This window comes from Butyrivibrio sp. AE2032, assembly GCF_000702965.1.
Window position 1 is genome coordinate 347,362 of sequence record NZ_JNLF01000004.1, and the last position, 19,934, is coordinate 367,295.

General features: G+C 40.7%; 16 protein-coding genes. 4 read left to right on the top strand and 12 right to left on the bottom strand.

Features of this window, described 5'->3' with window-relative positions; genetic code table 11:
• Positions 1–36: 36 nt before the first annotated feature.
• Both BO18_RS15655 and istA read right to left on the bottom strand, forming a co-directional pair.
• Positions 37–810 carry an ATP-binding protein gene (locus tag BO18_RS15655; RefSeq protein WP_034447816.1) on the bottom strand — a complete coding sequence of 258 codons (774 nt, stop codon included), beginning with the start codon at positions 808–810 and terminating at the stop codon, positions 37–39.
• A 12-nt stretch (positions 811–822) separates the two neighbouring features.
• Complete coding sequence (istA, locus tag BO18_RS15660) at positions 823–2,373, bottom strand: IS21 family transposase (protein WP_034447819.1); 1,551 nt, start codon at positions 2,371–2,373, stop codon at positions 823–825.
• A gap of 167 nt (positions 2,374–2,540) precedes the next feature.
• Between istA and BO18_RS15665 the strand changes: the two genes are divergently transcribed.
• Positions 2,541–2,906, top strand: coding sequence for a hypothetical protein (locus tag BO18_RS15665; RefSeq protein ID WP_034447822.1), 366 nt, complete (start codon positions 2,541–2,543; stop codon positions 2,904–2,906).
• 73 nt (positions 2,907–2,979) lie between these two features.
• Here the strand turns inward: BO18_RS15665 and BO18_RS15670 are convergent, their stop codons facing one another.
• The 5 genes from BO18_RS15670 to BO18_RS15690 form a co-directional block, all read right to left on the bottom strand.
• Complete coding sequence (locus tag BO18_RS15670) at positions 2,980–4,191, bottom strand: hypothetical protein (protein ID WP_034447825.1); 1,212 nt, start codon at positions 4,189–4,191, stop codon at positions 2,980–2,982.
• A gap of 104 nt (positions 4,192–4,295) precedes the next feature.
• Positions 4,296–5,375 carry a toll/interleukin-1 receptor domain-containing protein gene (locus BO18_RS15675; protein WP_034447827.1) on the bottom strand — a complete coding sequence of 360 codons (1,080 nt, stop codon included), beginning with the start codon at positions 5,373–5,375 and terminating at the stop codon, positions 4,296–4,298.
• A complete protein-coding gene (locus tag BO18_RS15680) occupies positions 5,368–5,967 on the bottom strand; it encodes a GNAT family N-acetyltransferase (RefSeq protein WP_034447828.1) in 600 nt (199 codons plus the stop codon). The genes BO18_RS15675 and BO18_RS15680 overlap by 8 nt, the downstream gene beginning before the upstream one ends.
• Before the next feature lie 77 nt (positions 5,968–6,044).
• Positions 6,045–9,050 (bottom strand): tetratricopeptide repeat protein, encoded by a 3,006-nt coding sequence (locus tag BO18_RS15685; protein ID WP_034447830.1) that lies wholly within the window; start codon positions 9,048–9,050, stop codon positions 6,045–6,047.
• Positions 9,051–9,129: 79 nt separating this feature from the next.
• A complete protein-coding gene (locus BO18_RS15690; protein WP_034447831.1) occupies positions 9,130–9,897 on the bottom strand; it encodes a hypothetical protein in 768 nt (255 codons plus the stop codon).
• A gap of 263 nt (positions 9,898–10,160) precedes the next feature.
• Here BO18_RS15690 and BO18_RS15695 point away from each other — a divergent pair, with 263 nt between their 5' ends.
• Both BO18_RS15695 and BO18_RS15700 read left to right on the top strand, forming a co-directional pair.
• Positions 10,161–11,138 carry a metallophosphoesterase gene (locus tag BO18_RS15695; protein ID WP_034447834.1) on the top strand — a complete coding sequence of 326 codons (978 nt, stop codon included), beginning with the start codon at positions 10,161–10,163 and terminating at the stop codon, positions 11,136–11,138.
• A 40-nt stretch (positions 11,139–11,178) separates the two neighbouring features.
• Positions 11,179–11,937, top strand: a complete 759-nt coding sequence (locus BO18_RS15700; RefSeq protein ID WP_034447836.1) for a hypothetical protein — start codon at positions 11,179–11,181, stop codon at positions 11,935–11,937.
• A gap of 38 nt (positions 11,938–11,975) precedes the next feature.
• Here BO18_RS15700 and BO18_RS15705 read toward each other — a convergent pair whose 3' ends face one another.
• On the bottom strand, positions 11,976–12,182 hold the full coding sequence (locus BO18_RS15705; RefSeq protein WP_034447838.1) for a hypothetical protein: 207 nt from the start codon (positions 12,180–12,182) through the stop codon (positions 11,976–11,978).
• A 131-nt stretch (positions 12,183–12,313) separates the two neighbouring features.
• Here BO18_RS15705 and BO18_RS15710 point away from each other — a divergent pair, with 131 nt between their 5' ends.
• Positions 12,314–12,982 (top strand): N-acetylmuramoyl-L-alanine amidase family protein, encoded by a 669-nt coding sequence (locus BO18_RS15710; RefSeq protein ID WP_051688821.1) that lies wholly within the window; start codon positions 12,314–12,316, stop codon positions 12,980–12,982.
• A 42-nt stretch (positions 12,983–13,024) separates the two neighbouring features.
• Here BO18_RS15710 and BO18_RS15715 read toward each other — a convergent pair whose 3' ends face one another.
• The 4 genes from BO18_RS15715 to BO18_RS32920 form a co-directional block, all read right to left on the bottom strand.
• Positions 13,025–13,849: a hypothetical protein gene (locus BO18_RS15715; protein ID WP_034447839.1), complete on the bottom strand. Its 825-nt coding sequence runs from the start codon at positions 13,847–13,849 to the stop codon at positions 13,025–13,027.
• 12 nt (positions 13,850–13,861) lie between these two features.
• The gene (locus tag BO18_RS15720) at positions 13,862–14,503 is read right to left on the bottom strand and encodes a DUF6273 domain-containing protein (protein ID WP_034447841.1); all 642 of its coding nucleotides are present in this window, start codon (positions 14,501–14,503) and stop codon (positions 13,862–13,864) included.
• 90 nt (positions 14,504–14,593) lie between these two features.
• Complete coding sequence (ltrA, locus tag BO18_RS15725) at positions 14,594–15,877, bottom strand: group II intron reverse transcriptase/maturase (RefSeq protein ID WP_034447843.1); 1,284 nt, start codon at positions 15,875–15,877, stop codon at positions 14,594–14,596.
• A 600-nt stretch (positions 15,878–16,477) separates the two neighbouring features.
• Entirely contained in the window at positions 16,478–19,921 is a 3,444-nt protein-coding gene (locus tag BO18_RS32920; protein WP_051688822.1) for an AAA family ATPase, read from the bottom strand.
• Between the last annotated feature and the right edge of the window lie 13 nt (positions 19,922–19,934).

Consider the following 19,934-nt stretch of genomic DNA (forward strand, 5'->3'; position numbering starts at 1 on the left):
GCTTCACGCGGCACGGAGTGACGCTATAAAATAGATTTACTCTGTTTTGCGCATATCTCTGCCGTTACATTCTAGGCGATATGCCTTAGCAGTCATCCTGCTTAAGCAGGCATCCGCATAGGTGCTGTCTTTGAATAAGTCCCACCAGTTTGCGACTGGTAGCTGAGATACAATCATTGTGGCTTTTCTTGAGTCGCGCGTTTCAATAATCTCGAAGAGATCTCTGCATTTCTCAAGATCCAGTTCCATTAGACCGAAGTCATCAATTACCAGAAGATCGTAAGAAGACATCTCGTTTGTATATTCATAGCTTGAGTTTGTCTTTCTGGCCTTCTCGCTCTGTTGCAGCAGTGTGTTGGCTCTTATGTATTTAACAGTTCTAAGCTGTTGCAGTGCCGTAATGCAGAAAGCATTAGCTATGTGTGTCTTGCCGGCTCCGGCACTTCCGGTAATCAGAAGGTTTTTGGGCTCGTCGATCCATTTACATGTCTGTAGCTTCTCTATGGTGTGAGTATCAAGTTTCCTGTCAGGTTCATACAGTGATTCGTCAAAGTCTGCATGCGGATACTTGAGCGTAGCTTTGCGCAGCAACTTATTGAACTTTGTTGTTTGCCGCTGATCCCATTCATAGTTAATGAGAGCAGCTATTCTGGTGTGAAAATCTTCTAGCTCTGAGTTAGGGTTCAGGAATTGCTGCTCTAACGCTTCTGCCATATGAGACAACTTAAACTTGAAGAGCCGGTCCAACAGAATGTTTTCTTCCGTTGTCAGTTTAGGGTTATATGTATAGTCTTTTTGTCTGTATGCCATAGTCAGTTACCATTACTTATAGAAGCCCTTTCCTCTGATGTTCTCATGCTGCGGAAGATGTTCTTCTGAACATGGTTCACCGGATTGTAGCTTTCCGAGCACCTGCTTGAAGGTTTTATATCTGCACGAGTTCATCTCGATACACTGACGTGCAACTTCCTCGACAATTCCGTGAGGCAGATCCTTAACAGAATGCAGGATCCCCGCACAAGCGTTATAAGATTGTTCTTCATGCTTAGAGGATTTGAGCAGTCGGTCTATAAATTCCGACATGTTGGGACCAAAAACAGATGCCCATCTTCTGTAATATGCCCCATCCTTGGAGTTAACTTCCTTGTAGTAAAGGTGTTCCGGTCTCATGTGACTGTCTTCAGTTATATAACGAGGAAAGTCACGATAAGATCGCTTATGTTTGCATAACAGACGGTTATAACTGTCACATATCCTTATCTCTGTATGCGTAGCCTTTAAGATTGCAGGCTTACCGCATTGTGTGTAAACTACAGAATAGTAGTGGCCATCGTACTCTATGTGGTAGTTATCAGGAACCTTGCTGATTGCTTTGTAATCGCATACCGTGAAGATTTCATGTGGTAGTGGTTTCATACACGGTTTGTCGTATCGTTCGAAGGCATCCAATCTTGAATAAGGTCTGTTCTGAAACTTCCTGGAGTTGAGAACTGCTACTTTTTCTTTTATATCGCGGTTAATATCTTCCAACGATGTATACGTTCGTTCCTTCAGCGGTTCGATCAGGTGCGTCTCAAGATACCTTACATGGTTCTCGACTGTTGCTTTGCCTCTTGGCTTGCGTGGTGGTGGAGGAAGCACAATGGTATCGTAGAAATCCTCCAGATCTGAATACACGCTCTGTAAGACCAACTCATCCTTTGAATGTTTGGTCACTGCAGCTTTAAGGTTGTCTGGGACAAAATACTTGGCAATACCGCCATAGAACTGAACTGCATGTATAGTGCCTTCAACAAAGCTCGACAGTTTCTCGTTAAGAAATGCTTCTGCATAGATGAGACTGCTTACACCTAGCGTGGTAGCAAAGAAGTGAACCTTGTGGACTTCACCTGTATCGGGTTCCAGAAGTAAGAACGGCTGATCTCCGACCCAATCGATATACATCTTTTCTCCAGGTACTCTTTCTACAGCCATTGTTGTATCTCGCTTGCCATAGTGAGTCTCCACAAAACGGTTATAGTACTCGTAGAATTGGGATTGTTCGTAGCCGTCGGGATGTTCCGTCTTGTACTCGATCCAGCAATAGGCGATATTAACCTTACTGCCTTTAGCATGTATCCGGTCGTAGTAGTACTGGAAATCCGGTAGCGGAATATCCTTTCGTCTGACTTGTTCCAGCGGATAGATGAGTTCCTCGACAGTGTGCGGATCCATCTTCCGCAGTTCTTCCAACGTTAATCCTGATGCTTCAAATCTGCTCAAGATCCGTTGCGTTGTGCCTGAACCGATGTGATACCGTTTCTGTATAACGGAGAACGAGCATTCATTCTGCCGCATCTGTATCACGCCGATTATCGTATTGAAATCTTGCATGGTTTCCATGCCTCCTTTCCGCAGCATAAAGCTACAGGAAAGAATATATATTGGAATCCGTGCAGTTTGAAGCGGAAACTCGTGCCGTTAGTATCGGAAAGCCATGCCGTTCACTCCGGAAACGTCATGCCGCTGTTAGTGGAATCAGCGTGCCGTCGGAGCGGAATTTGCATGTAATCCTTATCTGGAACAGAAAAACTCCCTGTCAGGCTGAGAACGAGAGAAGAAAGATCATCGCTAAATATGACAGTGTCGTCGACACATATGACTATTCATGGGAGAAACGAATCCAAGGCATTGAAGAGTTCTTCGCGGGGAACGTCCAATATAAGGAGTTTGACTGCAATTTGACAGAGGATTTCGATTCATTTATCGGCAGGACGTTATCCTCTTCCCATTCTATAGATCAGGATTCACCACTATTTGATGAATACATAAGCGATTGGAAATTTTACTTTGACAGATTCTCTGAAAACGGAATGATTACGATATTGAATAAAACTGTTCTGTATTGGGGTGTTGTTACATCCTGAGGGAAATAAATGCTTGACAGTCGAACTATCTGTCAAGCATTTATCAATTATATCCGCAAACAATTGATTGAATTCAGTTTGAAGATACCACTACTGAAGCACTATCATATACTTCTCCATACTGATCAGGAGAAGCTGTAACACTATAATCTGAATATACAGTTATAGATAATTCAGAAGGATCAACATTTTCATCAACCTTAACCTGAAAGGTCAATTCCGCTTTGGCTTTTGGACCATACAAACCTGTGTTAAATCCATTCTGATCAACAATATCCTTCATTAACAGACCATCCGGATTAGCTCCATTTACTAATACAGTAGTTCCGGGAACGAGTGATAATCCTTCAGGGAATACAGCATGGAATGTTACATCCGATAAGTTTTCAGATCCGGTATTCATAAAAACAGCTTTATATGTCAACACATCACCGGGATTAGCTTTAGCAGAATAATTGTAATTCCCTCCTTCTCTGCAAACATCGACATCTATCCTTGACGCTATCTGTTCAGCGCGGATCCGATATGTTACATATCCAGAGAATTCAGCACATGCAGGAATAGTACCGTCAAGTTGATTCTCCCCAATTAAAACACCGTCATCCATAAATATATCTTCTGAAAGCAATGTGCCACTCGCATCCCATCCGTTATGAATTACAGCGGAGTCTTCAACATATCGCAAAATAACATCATTGTCATAGTCGGTTGTAATATATGCACCATCCCAGATCTTCTCCGGATTTGAATTAGATGCAGTAATAGTTGCAGATACTACAGCACGATTATCTCTATTCACTTTCCATGAAGTCAGACCAGAAAAAACTCTCACATCTGTAGCAACTCCATTACCGGTTCCATTCAGGCTGCTCTTACCATCATTATGGAAATATATGTAAACCTCATATTCAAGTCCTGGAACGACACTTACAGAATCTCTGTATTTATTATTTGTATTTGCTTCTCTGATGCGGACAAAATTACGCTCATCGCCAACAGCAACATTATCTGTAATCGAATTGAATGTAATGTAATCTGCCGGATTATCCATTGTAAAGGTTTCACGTTCAGGTCCCCAACCGGCAACAGGCTGATCAGATTCACTTTCAGAAGAACTAGTCTCTACAGAAGTAGTCGTTTCAACAGATTCCTCTGTTGTTTGAGAAATACTGGTCTCACTACTTTCAGAAGTCGTCGACTCAGCAATAGAACTGCAACCAAATAACTGTAATCCCAAACCTAAAACCATAGTCATAGAAATAATGCTTCTGATTCTCTTATTCATTTTATGTCTCCTTTATATTCATTCCACTTTTAATCAAAGTTATTAATTAGCCCAAGATAAAGTACATGTACTCCCCCCAAATGGCAAATACGAAATAACTATCTTTACCCTCTCAATCCTAAATCAGCATACCTGTATTTCACAGCTGATGACTCCATCAATTCATCATACTTCACTTCATATATCTTACCGCCAACAGGATTGGTGCCAACCTGACGGAACCCAAGTTTTACCACAAAACTTTCAAGCATATCTGAATAAACAGAAATAGCAATTGAAGATAAAATGATATTTTTCTTTTTCCAATAAGCTATATGCTCGAATAACCAGTCAAACATCAGGTAGTAATTTGAGTAACCCTCGTACTCAGGCGAGATGCCGATCATCGCAATGTAGGCAGGAAAGACTCCGCCAAAACCATAAACTTCGATCATATCATCACGTATGATGCATTCACCATTAACCAGTTCTTTATAAGCTTCTTTCTTAACCGGATAAATATCACAATACCCGATTATCACATCGTCTTTGACAAGGCATGCCGATGTCTCATATTCCATACACTCAATTGCATGGCGCCAATCATCAAGAGTTCCTTCCATCTCCTCGTTCATCTTGAATTTTTCTGCAGGAATACAAAGATAGTCGATCTCTATCTCTCTCATGGCAATATAATCAACGGAGACTCCATCAGCCAGCAATTCCTCTAAAGGTTTCACATATGTTCCCTTATTCTTTATTTCAGGAACATCTTCTGATTCGCTCTGATTCTTATCTTCGATAATGCTTTCAATACCGCCTATCTTCTCCTTATAGTCCTTGCCACGGAAATCTATCCACTGCGAAACCCCAAGATAATACTGGAGATCATCATTCAGGACCACATCCTCAAATTTCAGCGGGATAATGGTTTTATTTCTTGAAACAGCTGCATTTATCTCGCGAAGAACCTGATGGGAATCAACAGCAGACTGAGTCATTATCAAAACAAAAGTGTTGCATTTTTCAATAGCCTTGATTATTTCTCCGGCATATCCGCGTCCCGGTGTCACATCTCTCGGCGCAAAGAAACAACGATTGCCTTTTTTCTCAAGCTCGGCAATTACCCTTTTCGCTATTGTTTTATCTTTAAACGAGTACGATATGAAAATAAATTCATTTTTGAGATTAATTGTGTCAGCCATCGTTCACCTTCTCCATGATCTTTGACCCGTGTTCAGACAAGCACACTACTTCATAACCCAGATTCGACAACAGTCTTTCTCCTGATTCTGTTACCGCATCAGCCACGATTCTTTTAATGTACACGCCCTCATTATCAATACTCTTCAACAGCTCAATAAGACTTTCGATCAATAATCCTGCAATTCCTTTACGTCTATATTCAGGACGCACACATACTGAAGAGAAATACACACTGTATTCCCTGCCGGTTTCATATGCCAAAATATCTTCAGCAGAAATAATAGTATCGACAGATCGTCCGCTTCTCATAACCTCGTATATTTTGTCAGTTACAGGGGAAAAATTAACGTACCCGACTACCTCATCAGAGTCGTTGACAGCCATTATATAGATCAAAGGATTCTTCTTATGGTACTCTATACATCTTTCCAGATCCAAATGATAAAGATCATCGTAACTCAGATAATCTATCTCCAACGCTGATCTGATATTCTGCGGACTGACCTGTTTTCCGTAAATAACACGGAAACCTTTACTGTTGCGTTCACCCAGACTGTCCGGCAGAAATACTCTGTCCTCAATAGAACTCATCGTATTAATCGTTCCTCGCCTATAATCATTCAGTTAACTTTATATTATTACACAAAAATGCTTTTAATTCTCAAGTTTCAACTGTTACCCAGTTTAGATTGCAGTTTTAAAACATTCTTTCTGGCTTTTTTTGTTCTCGGATCAGCTTCTCCATATACTTTTTGGCAAAGGGAGTAATATAGTTTATACGCACCCAAACTATTCTTCTTATCACCAACAACATCATAAGTGTAAGCCAGGTTATACAATGTGTTTAATGATTCGGGGTGTTCTTTGCCACGCACTTTACAATTAAGGTTGTGGCATTTTTTGAACAGTTCCAGACCAGTCTTTGAATCACCTGAGCGCAAATATGCCAAAGCAAGATTATTTAATGCTATCAGTGTTAATGGGGCTTCCGTGCCACGAACTGTGCAGTTAATCTCATAGCATTTCTTTGACAGTCCCATACACTTTGATTTTTTGCCAACTTCACCATATGCCAAAGCGAGATTATTAAAGGCTGTCAGTGTATCCGGATGGGTCTTTCCAAGAATTTTACAGTCTAACATATAGCATTTCTTTATGACTTTAAGAGCCTTAATTTTTCTGCCTATGCATGCATATGCTCTAGCCAGATCATTTAAAGCAATAAGTGTCAAAGGATGTTCTTCTCCTAAGACTTTACATTTAAGCAGATAGCATTTCTTTATTAGTTTTAGATACTGTTTATTGTCACCTATGCAACCATAAGCTCTAGACAGATCATTTAGCGTAATAAGTGTCGAAGGATGCTCTTCTCCACGCACTTGGCAGTCAAGCTCGTAGCATTTCTTTGTTAACTCAAAACACTTTAGATAATTGCCAGTGTTCCCATATGCCACAGCAAGATTATTCAATGCTGACAGCGTATCCGGATTGTTCTCTCCAAGAACTCTACAGTCTAACGCATAGCATTTCTCAATTAGTTCAAGATATTTTTTATTATCGCCTGTGCAACCATATGCTCTAGCCAGATCACATAATGCAATAAGTGTCATAGGCTGTTCTTCTCCTAAGACCTCACATTTAAGTTGATAGCATTTCACACATAGTTCAAGGTACATTTTATTATCGCCTATGCGGCCATATGCTCTGGCCAGATCACTTAGAGTAATAAGTGTCGAAGGATGCTTTTCTCCACGCACCTGGCAGTCAAGCCCATAGCATTTCTTTGTTAACTCAAAACACTTTAGATAATTGCCGACTTCACCATATGCCACAGCAAGATTATTTAAAGCAGTCAGGGTCTCCGGATGGGTCTCTCCAAGAACTTTACAGTTCAACATATAGCATTTCTCAATTAGTTCAAGAAACTTTTTATTATCGCCTGAGTGACTATACGCTCTGGCCAGATTATTTAATGACATTAATGTTAATGGGTGTTCCTTGCCACGAACCGCGCAGTTAATCTCATAGCATTTCTCTGATAAATCCAAACATCTCCGATTATTGCCAACTTCACCACATGCCAAAGCAAGATTATTTAGTGATGTCAGCGTTTCCGAATGGGTCTCTCCACGGATTTTACAATTTAACAAATAGCATTTCTCAATCAGCTCAAAAAACTTTTGATTATTGCCAACTTTCCAATAAGCCAAAGCAAGATTATTTAATGATGTCAGCGTCTCAGAATGGGACTCTCCATGTTCTTTAAGATTTAACGTATAGCATTTCTCAATCAGTTCAAGAAACTTTTGATTATTGCCATTTTTCATATATGCCAAAGCAAGATTATTTAGCGAAATGAGCGTATCCGTATGGGTCTCTCCAAGCTTTTTATCTCGTATTTCATAACACATTCCATGAGTTTTAAGACTCATAGCATAATTACCACTATCGGAATATGCAGATCCAAGCTCATTCAAAGCAAATAATGTGTCCTGATGTTCAGCACCAAGTGTCTTCCAGTTGTGCGAACAAAGTTTTTCTATCCAATATACCGCTCTTTTATAATCTAATTCTACGCCAATACCATCATGGTACATATCATAAAGCATCCGCATTGCCTCAGGCAGATCCGCTTCAGCAGCTTTGGTTATAAGCCTCACTCCCCTGTCAATATCGATCTCAACATCGATTCCCTTTAGGTATGCTAAACCAATAAGATAGTTGTGTTCCGGATCATTGTTGTTCTCGGATACCGCTATGCCCATCAGCGCATCCAGAAGACGCTTATTGAAAGCTTCTTCATCACTCGTATCCGAACAAACAGGTATACCCTCAAACTCTCTTTTGAGAGCTTCCTCATCTGTCTTTTCCATCTCTGCAGGAAGGATCGGTTTGCCTAATTTTACTGCGGCAGGATATTCCTCTTTCATTACATAATTAGGATTTCCATCCGCCTCTCTCTCCAGCAATCTGGGTGTTACCAGAAGTGTAAAAAGTTTACTGTCACCCAATATCTTTCCAATATTCTCCCTGAAACTTTCTCCGGGAGTCAGGAACTCATCAAACCAAATAGCGATATCTTCACATTCGGGATTTCTGTGGATCAGCTTCATCAGTTCATTCGCGTTTTTTCTGTCCGTCTTTCTGTAACTTAGAAAAATATAGGCATCAAAGGCTTTCCTTATTCTTTCTGTCAATTCGTTACTGATGAGAACAGACTCAAGATAGTTCTTCAGTTTATCTTTATATCCAATTTTCGTCGAATCCGTGTTATATGGTCTCAAATATTGCATTTCGCCAAAGTTCTCGGGCCGGCTATAGATTTCATGAATCCCGGATTCCATCATAAGCGGTAAGACAGGAATATGTTTCTCCCGGGCAAACCTGTAATCGAAATCCATTGCCCTGTTGGGAGTAGTCAAAAGTCTGAAAGTTACAGGTATAACAAACAGACTCATACGTTCAAGATCGACAAGCGTGTTCTCATCTTTAAGCGGGATGCTCATATCCTCAGTATAGAATATGGCGCAGTCATTGACTTCAAGTATATCATTACATATATCTTCAAAATACCTGTCAAAATCTTCAGGATGACATGTGAAATAAACCTTCGGTTTGTTATCAGGTCTAGCGTTGCCGCGTGTTCTATATGCAAAAATATCTTTGTTGTTCATTATATGTGAAACACCTTATTTATATCCAAATTCGGAACGTCTGATTACTCTGCAATATTCATCTGAATTCACGCAATTATCATTCAATAATCGAATCAATAAAACCTTTGGTTATTTCTTCATCACCTTTGAAAACAGCAAAATCTATTTGAGGTATCATAAACAGAGGCTGCTCAACTAATTCAATTACAGCTTTCTCCATACCCGGATGTCTGTTATCGTTATCGATAAAAGTAAAGTAACCACAACCTTCCATCAGATATCCTCTTTTTTCATTATGAAAAATCTTAATAGTTGTATATGATTGATCAATAAGTTCACGTTCATTTTCGTATTTCAACGTAACATATCCAACAAACTTGTTATTCATTAATCCTGTCTCCGAATTGGTTATTCCAATTGCATGGCGCAAATCATCACGATTCAGATCACTCAGTATCAAGCCTGCCTCGATACCTTCCCATGCATATACGGCTTTTTCACCATCAATTTCAATACCCGAAACTGAAGAAGACAATATTCTGCCATCCGCGAAAACAACATAAACAGTATCCCCGACATTAATGTCACCGGAGATCAAAGTGCCGTACACGATCGTGCCACGATCAGAATACGGAAAGATGTCTTTGACATTCATAAAGAACCTGGCAATAAAATCTTTATATGCACTCAAATCTGCCAGTGACTCCACTTTTGCAGTTTTAGGCATTTCAGGTGGCAGAATTATTTCTTCAACAAGGTCATCATCATCCATCTTAAGATCCGCTTGACAGAACGGACACTTCTTCATGATTCTGGCTACTCTTTCAGGCATATTCCATTCACGTCCGCAACTGTCACAAATCATATCAATGACCTCCTCAATTAATTGGCTTATTCCAGGCGAATTTAGTTGCAAGAATATTGGTTTCGAAAATATTCAAGCAAATCAATACCCGTCTAAATGTGATCTTATCGACTCCGCTCCCGCTCATCGATATTCTCCCAAAACTAAAAATCATTATATACCTTTTTGAGAATGCATACATTTCACTACCACATCAGGTTTACATTGTATTGCTTATCCCTAAGCGATAAAATCATTCTATACAATAACTCAGGAGCAGTCCGATGCTATCAAATATCATATCCTGCGATAACAGCAATATAACAAATCTAAGAACGCAATATTCTGACGGTCTTCATTTTGTAGTCGGAGATATACACGGTGAATGGAAAACTCTGGAAGCCTTGATGAATAATATTCTCTTTGACCCTGAAAAAGATCATGTCTTTTTTGTCGGCGATTATAATGCCGGAGGCAATGTCCGAAATCTTCTTGCATATATCTCAAATTATTATTCAGACGACTATCAAAAACCGGGGTTTCATTTGATACGCGGCAACCACGAGCGCGAATTGGGACCCGAATACCCGCTTCCAAACCAGCCTGATATAATAGTCATCCGCCAAAAGCAAATGAATTATTACATCGCTCATGCCGGAATGCTTCATAAAATTTTCAAAGTTATCAATGAAGATATCAACTCACAGCCTGACAAAGAAGTATTCGCATATAAACTGGAAGATGACACTGTCTGTTTTGATGCCCCATTAAGACAGATCATATGGTCAAGAAACGGACTATACTCGCAAAGGTCACGCTGGCATAACTGGCCTACTGAAGAGGAATTGACAAACAATCACGCATGCATATTACACGGTCATACACCATACTGCTTCTTTATGGGAAGAAGCTATTTCTCATATGGGGATCTTAATCTGTTCTGGGAGAATCAGCACGTATTTTTCAGCGAGGATCTTCAGTCCTTTGACTTAGATTCCAACATTAAAGGATTATATAAGAATGGTGAAACATACAGAGGACTTACTTGCGTCTGTCTAGAAGTATTGGAAGAAGTTGCAGCTAATAACAGTGGACGATTGACCAGAGAGGGGATCACCAACACTCAAAATGGACTTTTCTATGCTGAATATACTCCATGCTGGTCATTTGATACTACCGGTGACATAAGCAAAGTTCTGTACTCATCACCTGCCATGAAGACCATTGGTTGTGATGATACATACGGAGTTGTAATCAAATAATCATTAACATATTATCCTGCTTGTTGAAGGGAGAAATTCGGTGTCGAAGATTTTAGATAAGATGTGGTCAAAACTGCTCGCAGTTATTGTTATCGTCTTATTCGTAATTGGATTCAAGGAACTGATCGTAACTGATTCGAAATTTTCCGATGCATTCGGTGAGCTAATGCAAACTCTTCCTTTTTCCAAGCTTATTACCAGCATTATCTGCAAGGTTATGAAATATCAAAAAGCAGTTCCATTCAAAACTTCAACAGATGTTATTTTTGACTTCGTTAAGCTTGCTGTAATGGCAACTGTTCAACCTGCGGTTGTAAGATTATTTTCAATAATATTCTTAAGAGTTCCGGGCGGGGACTATCATGAACGGGAAGACCTCATGAATGGTGTCGGCTATAGAATAAAAGAAATGATCATAACAATATTCACTGCCCCATTCGTCGCGTTCATTTTCTCTTATATAATATCCCAAGTATCATCTAATCTTGCTGACAAGCTTGGGCAGATATTATCAAGTGTTATTGGGATTGTTGCTCTTATTGTTATATGTATTCTCTCTGCATTGATATTGGCTATTGTCGGAAGGATATCTTTCGGTAAAGCTCTTTTATGGAGAATTTCTATAACGCTAGTTGGGAAAATGCTTCAATCAACCGGAACAAACGCAATCTGCCTTTGGATATATCTGGCGATCATAGAGGGAATAAGCGGACAGGTCATAAGCGCAATTGTCGCTATAGTCATTTGGTTGATAATCACAGAAACGGCACTGCGTATAATAAGACATTCTATTGCGTGAAGCAGCTAAATTGTAAACTCAGAATAAATGAGCAATAATCAAATGCCGTAGTACCTCCTGCAGTCTTCACATATTCCTTTAGAATTGCAGTCATCCTTGATTTTTCCGCATTTGGTACATTTTGAGCGTTCAACTCTTGAAGCTCCGTATCCGCTTGCACGTCTATATGATTCGCAGGCTTCACAATAGCCTTCCGAGTTACAGTAGGCAAGATTACCGCATCGCTCACATTTCTTATATGCCATAGTTTTTCCTCCCCGCATTAAAAATCACTTTTTCATTCATTTTCATTTTACTTATTATTATTCATCAATTAATCAATTAATGCTATTCTAAACTTGAATATGGAATTAATCATACTGTTGAGGAGAAACAAATGAAAAAGAACTTCGAAGTCGTTACATTGGCGTTAATTCTTGTTCTCTCTTCATTATCCGTATGTGCATGCGAATCCATAAACCATATTACCAGATACGAGAAAACGTACTCCAAGAACTTTGCAGCTCCAAAAAACGGTTGGATACACGAAGATGGTACTGATCACTATTATCATAACAATATAAGCATGTCAGGATGGATTCAGGACACCGGAAAGTATTACATAGATCCAGTTACATACACTAAAACTATCGGATGGAAAAAAATAGAAGACTATTTGTATTACTTTGATGAATCAGGTGCCGTAATTACCGGTTGGCACGAGATTGACAATAATAAATACTACTTCCGTTCTTCAGGTGCTATGGCGACTGAGTGGATTCTTATAGACGGAAAATGGTACTACTTTAATTCTGAAGGCATAATGCTTACTGGCTGGCAAAAATTAGATGATAATTGGTACTATTTGATCTCAACGGGCGAAATGTTGCAAGATGAATGGTTTAAAGACGGCGAGGATTGGTACTATTTTGGCCCAACCGGAAAGATGCTCACAAAATGGCAACAAATAAATGGCAAATGGTACTTTTTCTATTCCGACGGCAAAATGGCTCATGATACAACAATAAACGGCTACACGTTGGGTTCAAATGGAGTGCTTAATTGACACCCCCAGAATCGATGGGCTGAGCAGATTTCACACTTTCAGCTAAACTCCGGCGATCAGATTAAGAACATCATTCAAAACTTCTGTATAGTCTTCAAATGAAGACTCCCATGCGAACACCCCGACATTGCTATGCATCTCTCCTTTGACCGGAAGACAAAAACTGCAACAATCAATATCTTTTTCATCGTAATCCCACGATTCATCTTCAGCCGCTTCTTTCCTTATCAAGTTCGCTACTGGAACATAAGAAGGTACATCAGAAGGATCCCCGGGAACAAATTTCCAGTTGTGTCCGCTTTTTATTGCATTTGAAACTATCTTCTCGCCATAGTATTCATCCCAAAAATCATTTTCGATAGTAAAAGATGCACTTTCTGATCGCACATCACTCCAGCCCTCATCTGTAACATCGAGAACAAACAAATGAAAAACTTCTATACTGTTTTGTCTTAAGAACCTTGCTAATTGAAGCGCGCCCTCCGATTCTTCCTCTTCATCACCTGTAAATGCAACAAGCACATTATCCGGAAGCGACTCAGAGAGCATTAACGACAGGATTGCCGCGTTGGTAATAGCATTATCATATGTTCCCTTAAGAAGACCATTCTCCTCGCGTCTTGAGAAACACCGTGTTATTGTTCTTTCGCAGTCAACATGAGTAGATACCACAACAACTTTCCTGTTGCGATAATAGTCCACAGGTTGCCTTGAATACAGATTAAACAAACCATCTGCATTAAGTCGTCTGTAGCCGCTATCCCAAAGCAACGAAGCTATAACATCCAGTCTTTCCGTGTTGGTGAAGTGTCGGGAGTTATCTTTATTTAGTACAGATATCTTTTCCAACAGTTGTATCAAGTCCATAAATCAATTCCTCTAAAAAAAATATCTATCACTAATCCATAACGCAGGTCTTATTCCTGCTTCACAGTTTACATTAAGGTTTCTTCCTTGATCATTTACCATATGAATCTCACCTGAATCTATAACGTTAGATATTTCAAAAGAATTGTTTCCTTTGGCCGCATTTGTTCTAAGCAACCACACATCTCGTCTTCGCAGGCCAATATATTTTCCAATATGCTTTGGAACAAGATACGGAGCAGGACCATCTATACGTATTCTGCACTTATCAAAATATCTATGAGCTTCCTCTGATGATAAGAGAAATACATTATCAATATATTCACAATCGTTTTCATCACTCTTATCACCGATGATATATCTTCGCTCACTTTCATTAAAGGCATGAAAGAAAAAAACTTTATTCAACCACTCTCTAACAGAACACGTTTCCCAATTGACACTTGCATACTTTTCATGGAATGGAAGATACTCAATAATGTTATTACACAACAGCAAATGTCGGGAATCTTTATAATCCAATTCAATCCATGAAAGGTGGTAATATCTATATGAACCGAAATATTCAATTCTAGAATAAGATTCATTCGGCTGGTTTTGATCCTTCTTTTCAATTTCTCCACCTTCAGAATTGTTTTGAAATAGCCTTATCACAATTATTCTTTCCTTTTTTTAATGTAATCGAGTAGGGGGAATTTAATCCCCCTCTCACACCACCGTACGTGCCGTTCGGCATACGGCGGTTCAACTTAACTTCAAAGCGTGGCGCTCATTGTAGTAATCAAGGCAACTGATAAGACCTGCCCTGCCAAGCACCTCTTTTGAGATTGCCCGTGATACGCAAGTCTTGGTCACGACCCATTGGTATCTGTCTCCACAATACGATGTCAGTCTTGCTAAGTCTTTGGATACTCCGAGTTTTTGGAGTCCCCATTGTCTCTTGCTCGGCACCTTCCATTGTTTCCAGATAATGGTTCTAATCCTTGTCCTTAAATGTGCGTCAATGTCAGATATTGTTGACTTCATATCCCCTAATGCAAAGTAGTTTATCCAACCTCTCGTTACTTGGTTAATCTTCTCAATTCTCAATCCTAATCTCATTGAATTCTTTCTTTGCGTCAAGGCTTTGAGTCTGCGTTTGAACTTGGCGACAGAGTCTTGGTGTGGTCTTGCTTTCCATTCAAGTGTCTTTGGGTCTTTGTAGAATCCGAACCCGAGGTATTTGACTTTCGTCGGTCTGACAATCTTAGTCTTTTCTGCGTTGACCTTGAGTCCGAGTTTCCTTTCTATCCAGGACGTGATGGAGTACATCACACGCTTTGCACTTGCTTCGCTCTTTACTGCGATTATGCAGTCGTCAGCATATCTTGCGAAGTGCAGTCCTCTGTTTTCAAGTTCTTTGTCCAGTTCATTCAGCATTATGTTGCTAAGTAATGGTGAGAGGTTGCCGCCCTGCGGTGTTCCCATTTCTGTTTGCTCGTATCCTTCCGGGGTCATTACACCTGCCTTGAGATATTTGCGTATCAGAGATTCCGTGTCTCCATCGTTAATCAGTATGTGAACGTAGCTCATTAGTCTGTCTTGTGGTACGTTGTCAAAGAATTTCTCCAAGTCTATATCCACAATCCACGTGTAGTCCTCATTTAGGTATTCAAGGACTTTTCTTATTGCCATTTCACAGCTTCTGTTCGGACGGAAACCATAACTGAACTCTGAGAAATGCGGGTCACATATCGGTCCTATCACTTGTACTATTGCCTGCTGGATTACTCTGTCCATTGCTGTAGGGATTCCAAGTTTTCTCTTTCCGCCATTAGGTTTTGGTATTTCTACTCGTCTGACGGGTTGAGGCTTGTATTCCCTTCGTAGTATCTGCTCTTTTATCGTAGGCCAATTTGCCTTGATATACTCACCAAGTTCCTCTGTACTGACACCGTCAACTCCGCCCGCACCCTTATTGGCACAGACCCTTTTGTAGGCTTCGTTCATATTGTCCTTGTGTAAGATTTTATCGAGCAGTTCCGACATTGCCTTGTGTGCTCTTCTCCTTTCCGCTCCCTCGGACTCAGCCTTATGTTGTGTGTTCAGATTTCATATACGTTTCATCCTACCACTGTCGGGCATATCCTCAGGACATACATTTGCGTCGCACGGTTAAATTGTTCCGCCCTTCCCGATTCATCGGTACTATGGCTTCTGCTGACTTCTCACAGTTCGTTGTTACTACGGATCGTGCTCCGTCTGTGAGACCTCACGGGATAAGCCCCGAACCTTTCCCCGTTTACTCGCCTGATTTACGCATTGAGGTTACGGTTGCCTTTAGGACTTTGATGTCTCAAGCCATCTCATCCGCTCAACACGCCTTAATATCAGGTTTCTGTCCGTCAAGCCACGGTTTCGCTATTGCTTCTTCTCGCCTGCACCTCACGGTACAAACCTTGCAAGTCGCTTTAAGGTTCGTCGGCAACTACGCCCCTCAGGACTTTCACCTGAGGTTCGGGACATGCCCGTCATACTTAAAAAGGAATATCATCGAAAAGATGATATTCCCGAAACCATAAAACTACCTTATTTGTTCGACCTGCTCCTAAATCTATATACTAATGATACAAAATAGAGAGTATTCGATTACTTCACGTCCTTAAACACTTCACATATCTTTTCTTCAGTAGCCTGATTGTGCTTTGCCAGGTAATCAGCAAGCTTCTTAACGTGCTTCTTGCCTTTGGTAATGAGTTCGATGGTGTTCTTCATTTCCTGTTCAAGAAGCTCATTTACCTTATTTATGGCATCATCACCCATCTGCGAAGAAATAAGTCTGTCGTAAGGGATATAAGCCATACTGTTTTCAGACATGGCATAGGAATAGAGCATCCTGAATGCAGTTCCTGTTGCAGACTTGATATCACCTGATATACCAGTGTTAATACCCTTTTCTTCTCCGAAGAATACGATCTCAGCAGCACGTCCTGCCAAAGCAGTCCTGATATGCCAAATAAGATCTTCCTTGGTATAAGAAGGTGTCTTCTCAGGATTCTGATGCTGCATATAGCCGCCAAAATCACCTCTGGATACGATAGTGACGAAGCTCGGCTTCTCGCCTGACAGGAAGCTTATATATGCATGACCGGATTCATGTATTGCGACAGAATCATAGTAGTCCTGACTCCATTCCTTCTTTTCACCAAACATATACTCTTCATAAGCATTGAGAAGAATATCATCCGTCAGCTCACCGCCGTTAGATTTGCGCAATGCTCTTTCAACAATATTCTTAATCGTTGCAAGGCTTTCTCCTGTAGTACGCTGAGCAACGTTATGAACAGTCTTAGGTGATACGGACTTATCCTTGATCTTCTTAAGCAGGATATTCAGATACTTCTCTCTGTCCTTCTCCTCAGGAAGATCAACAAGGATCTGGTTATCGAATCTTCTGAGCAATGCAGGATCCAGTCCTTCTCCGATACCTGAGTTTTCATCGACACCATAGTTCGTCGCTGCCATGACAAATACGGGTCTGGTAGGATCTGTTTTAAATCCCTGCATCTGAGTAAGCAAGGTGTTCAGTACGCTTTCTGAAGCAGCTGACTGTCCGCTGCCGGTTCTCTTTTTACCGATAGCATCGATCTCATCGATAAAGATGACGCTCGGAGCAAATTTCTTGGCAACAGTAAACAGTTTTCTGACACTGGCTTCACTTTCGCCATACCATTTATTCATAAAATCAGTAGCACTTGTCTGAATAAATGCAACATCGCTCTCACCTGCCATAGCACGTGCGAGCATGGTCTTACCTGTTCCCGGAGGACCATAGAGCAGGATACCGTTAGGAACCTTAACACTGCGCGCCAGGAACTTCTTAGGGTTCTTCAAATAATCCACAAACTTGGCAAGTTCTTCCTTTGCCAGATCGGCACCGATAACATCAGCAAATCTCTCTTCAGGACGCTCACCATCAGATAACAGCAGTTTGTTCTCCTCTGCATCGGCAGCAACTTCGATCTTGAAGTCGTAGAAGTTGATATTTGCTTCATCACCTTTCAACTGCTGCGCAGTGTTATACGAGAGAACTCTTCCCCTGCTGGATAATTCATCCACGCGTGCCTGCATGTAGACCATGTCAGAGATCTGAGCAAGTTCATCTGCCAACTCGGCATCGTCATTCCATTTAATGAATGCTCTTACGCCTCTTTCAAGGAAGACATCTACATCCTCAGTTCTGAGTTCGTCCTTATAAGCCATATAAATAGGCATGTTAGGGATCTTCTTGGAAACAAGTTCAAAAGAGATGACAGCTTCATTCTTAACATCATCAAGGCTCAGATATCCCTTTTCATTATCTGAACTGTCATACTTCATATTGATGAGGACAAACGAGATATCCTTCTTTGCTATATCTTCAAGAACATGATCCTTGTCCGTATTTACGATCTTAAACTTCTTACTTGAAGGAACACGCTTTATCTCGGCAGGATCGCCGATATACAAAACCTGAGCCGTCTCTTCATTTACAAACAATCTCTTTATGTCTGCAGACTCATTCTCCAGATCTACATTCATATTGATCTTCTTTAAGTTGTTCAGCGCATTATCACGGCTCAACGCGTGACGTCCCAATTCATGGAGTTCATTCTTGATCAGAATGGTGCTCTGACTTGACATATTGCGGGCATCCATACGTGAACTCTGCGAGAACAAAAGAAGCGGAGCGACTCTATTATCGATCTGCATATCATAACCGTATGTATTTTTAACGAGTCCTGCGATCTCGTTGAATTTCTTATTAATGATGTCAATAAAATTGTGTGCGGCAAGTCTATTGAACATAACGACATTTCCGGATGCAAATCTGGAACAGATAGCTGAAGGGAATGCCTTTCTTCCTCTCTCATCAACTTCCTCCTCGATTTCTTTCATGACAACAGAACGCGGAGTTGAGGAAAGATTCTTGATAGAAGTATCCTCATATAACTTCTTACCGACATTGGTGGTAAAGATAAGGATTACCTTCTTAAAATTGACGGGCTTCATCGTGCACTCATCTGTGAGGATACCACCGTCAAGCACCTGTAAAAACTGATAGATTACATCTATATGGGCCTTCTCGATCTCGTCAAGAAGGATGATGGACTTCGGGTTGACCCTGACAAATTCAGTAAGATCTCCTGGCTTAGGTGCCTTATAAGTCTTAGGGACACCCATTAATCTCTGGACTGAATCTTCTTTGGAAAATTCACTCATGTCCAAACGGAGATATGGCATTTCCAGGATGTCTGCTACTGAAGATGCAAGGAAAGTCTTACCGACACCCGGAGGGCCGGCAAAAAGGAATGTGGCGCTCGGACCTTTACGGCCTTCATCTTCGCCATTAAAGATCTGGCTTTGGAAGAAGCCATTAGCAAATAATCTAATGGCTTCATCCTGGCCGAAGATCTTACGTTTTAAGCATTCATAGAGATGGCTTGTCTTTTTGACAAGTTCATCAAAACCGATCCTCTCGACTGGTTCCGTTTCTTCAGAGATAGAAGAATCCGCTTCAGAATCTTTATCTCCTTTTAAGGCTGTAGCAATGTCTTTGCCGGCTTTCTTTGCAGCTTTTTTCGCTTTAGCTTCCTCGCTCTTCTTATCCGGCTCCTTTTCTTTTGGAGCTTCGCTCTTCTGAGCAGGCTTGGCAAGGCTTAACACATCATCTATGCTGTTACCCTGCTTCATAACCCTGAGTTCGGGAATATCCACGGTCAAAAGTTTTGCAAGAGCATCAGAAGCTGATTTCTCACTTTCCAAAAATGCGAGAACGTCCTTTTCCTCTTCAGATTTGTCTCTTCCCGCACGCAAGAGCGGCAGACCGGTCTTTATGAGTTCGGGATCGAGTTTCTTAAGCGTGAATAAAGAACGCACCTTGTCGATATCTGCACGATCAGCCTCTTCAGTAAAAAGTGTCTCCAAAACCTCCCTGTTCATCAGGACCAGTTTTGCATAACCGAAGATATAATCCAACTCGGTCAGTCCATCTTTACCGAAGGATGTCTCAGTCAACTTAACGACATAATCAAAAACTTTGTTACTAGCCATATAATCTCACTCT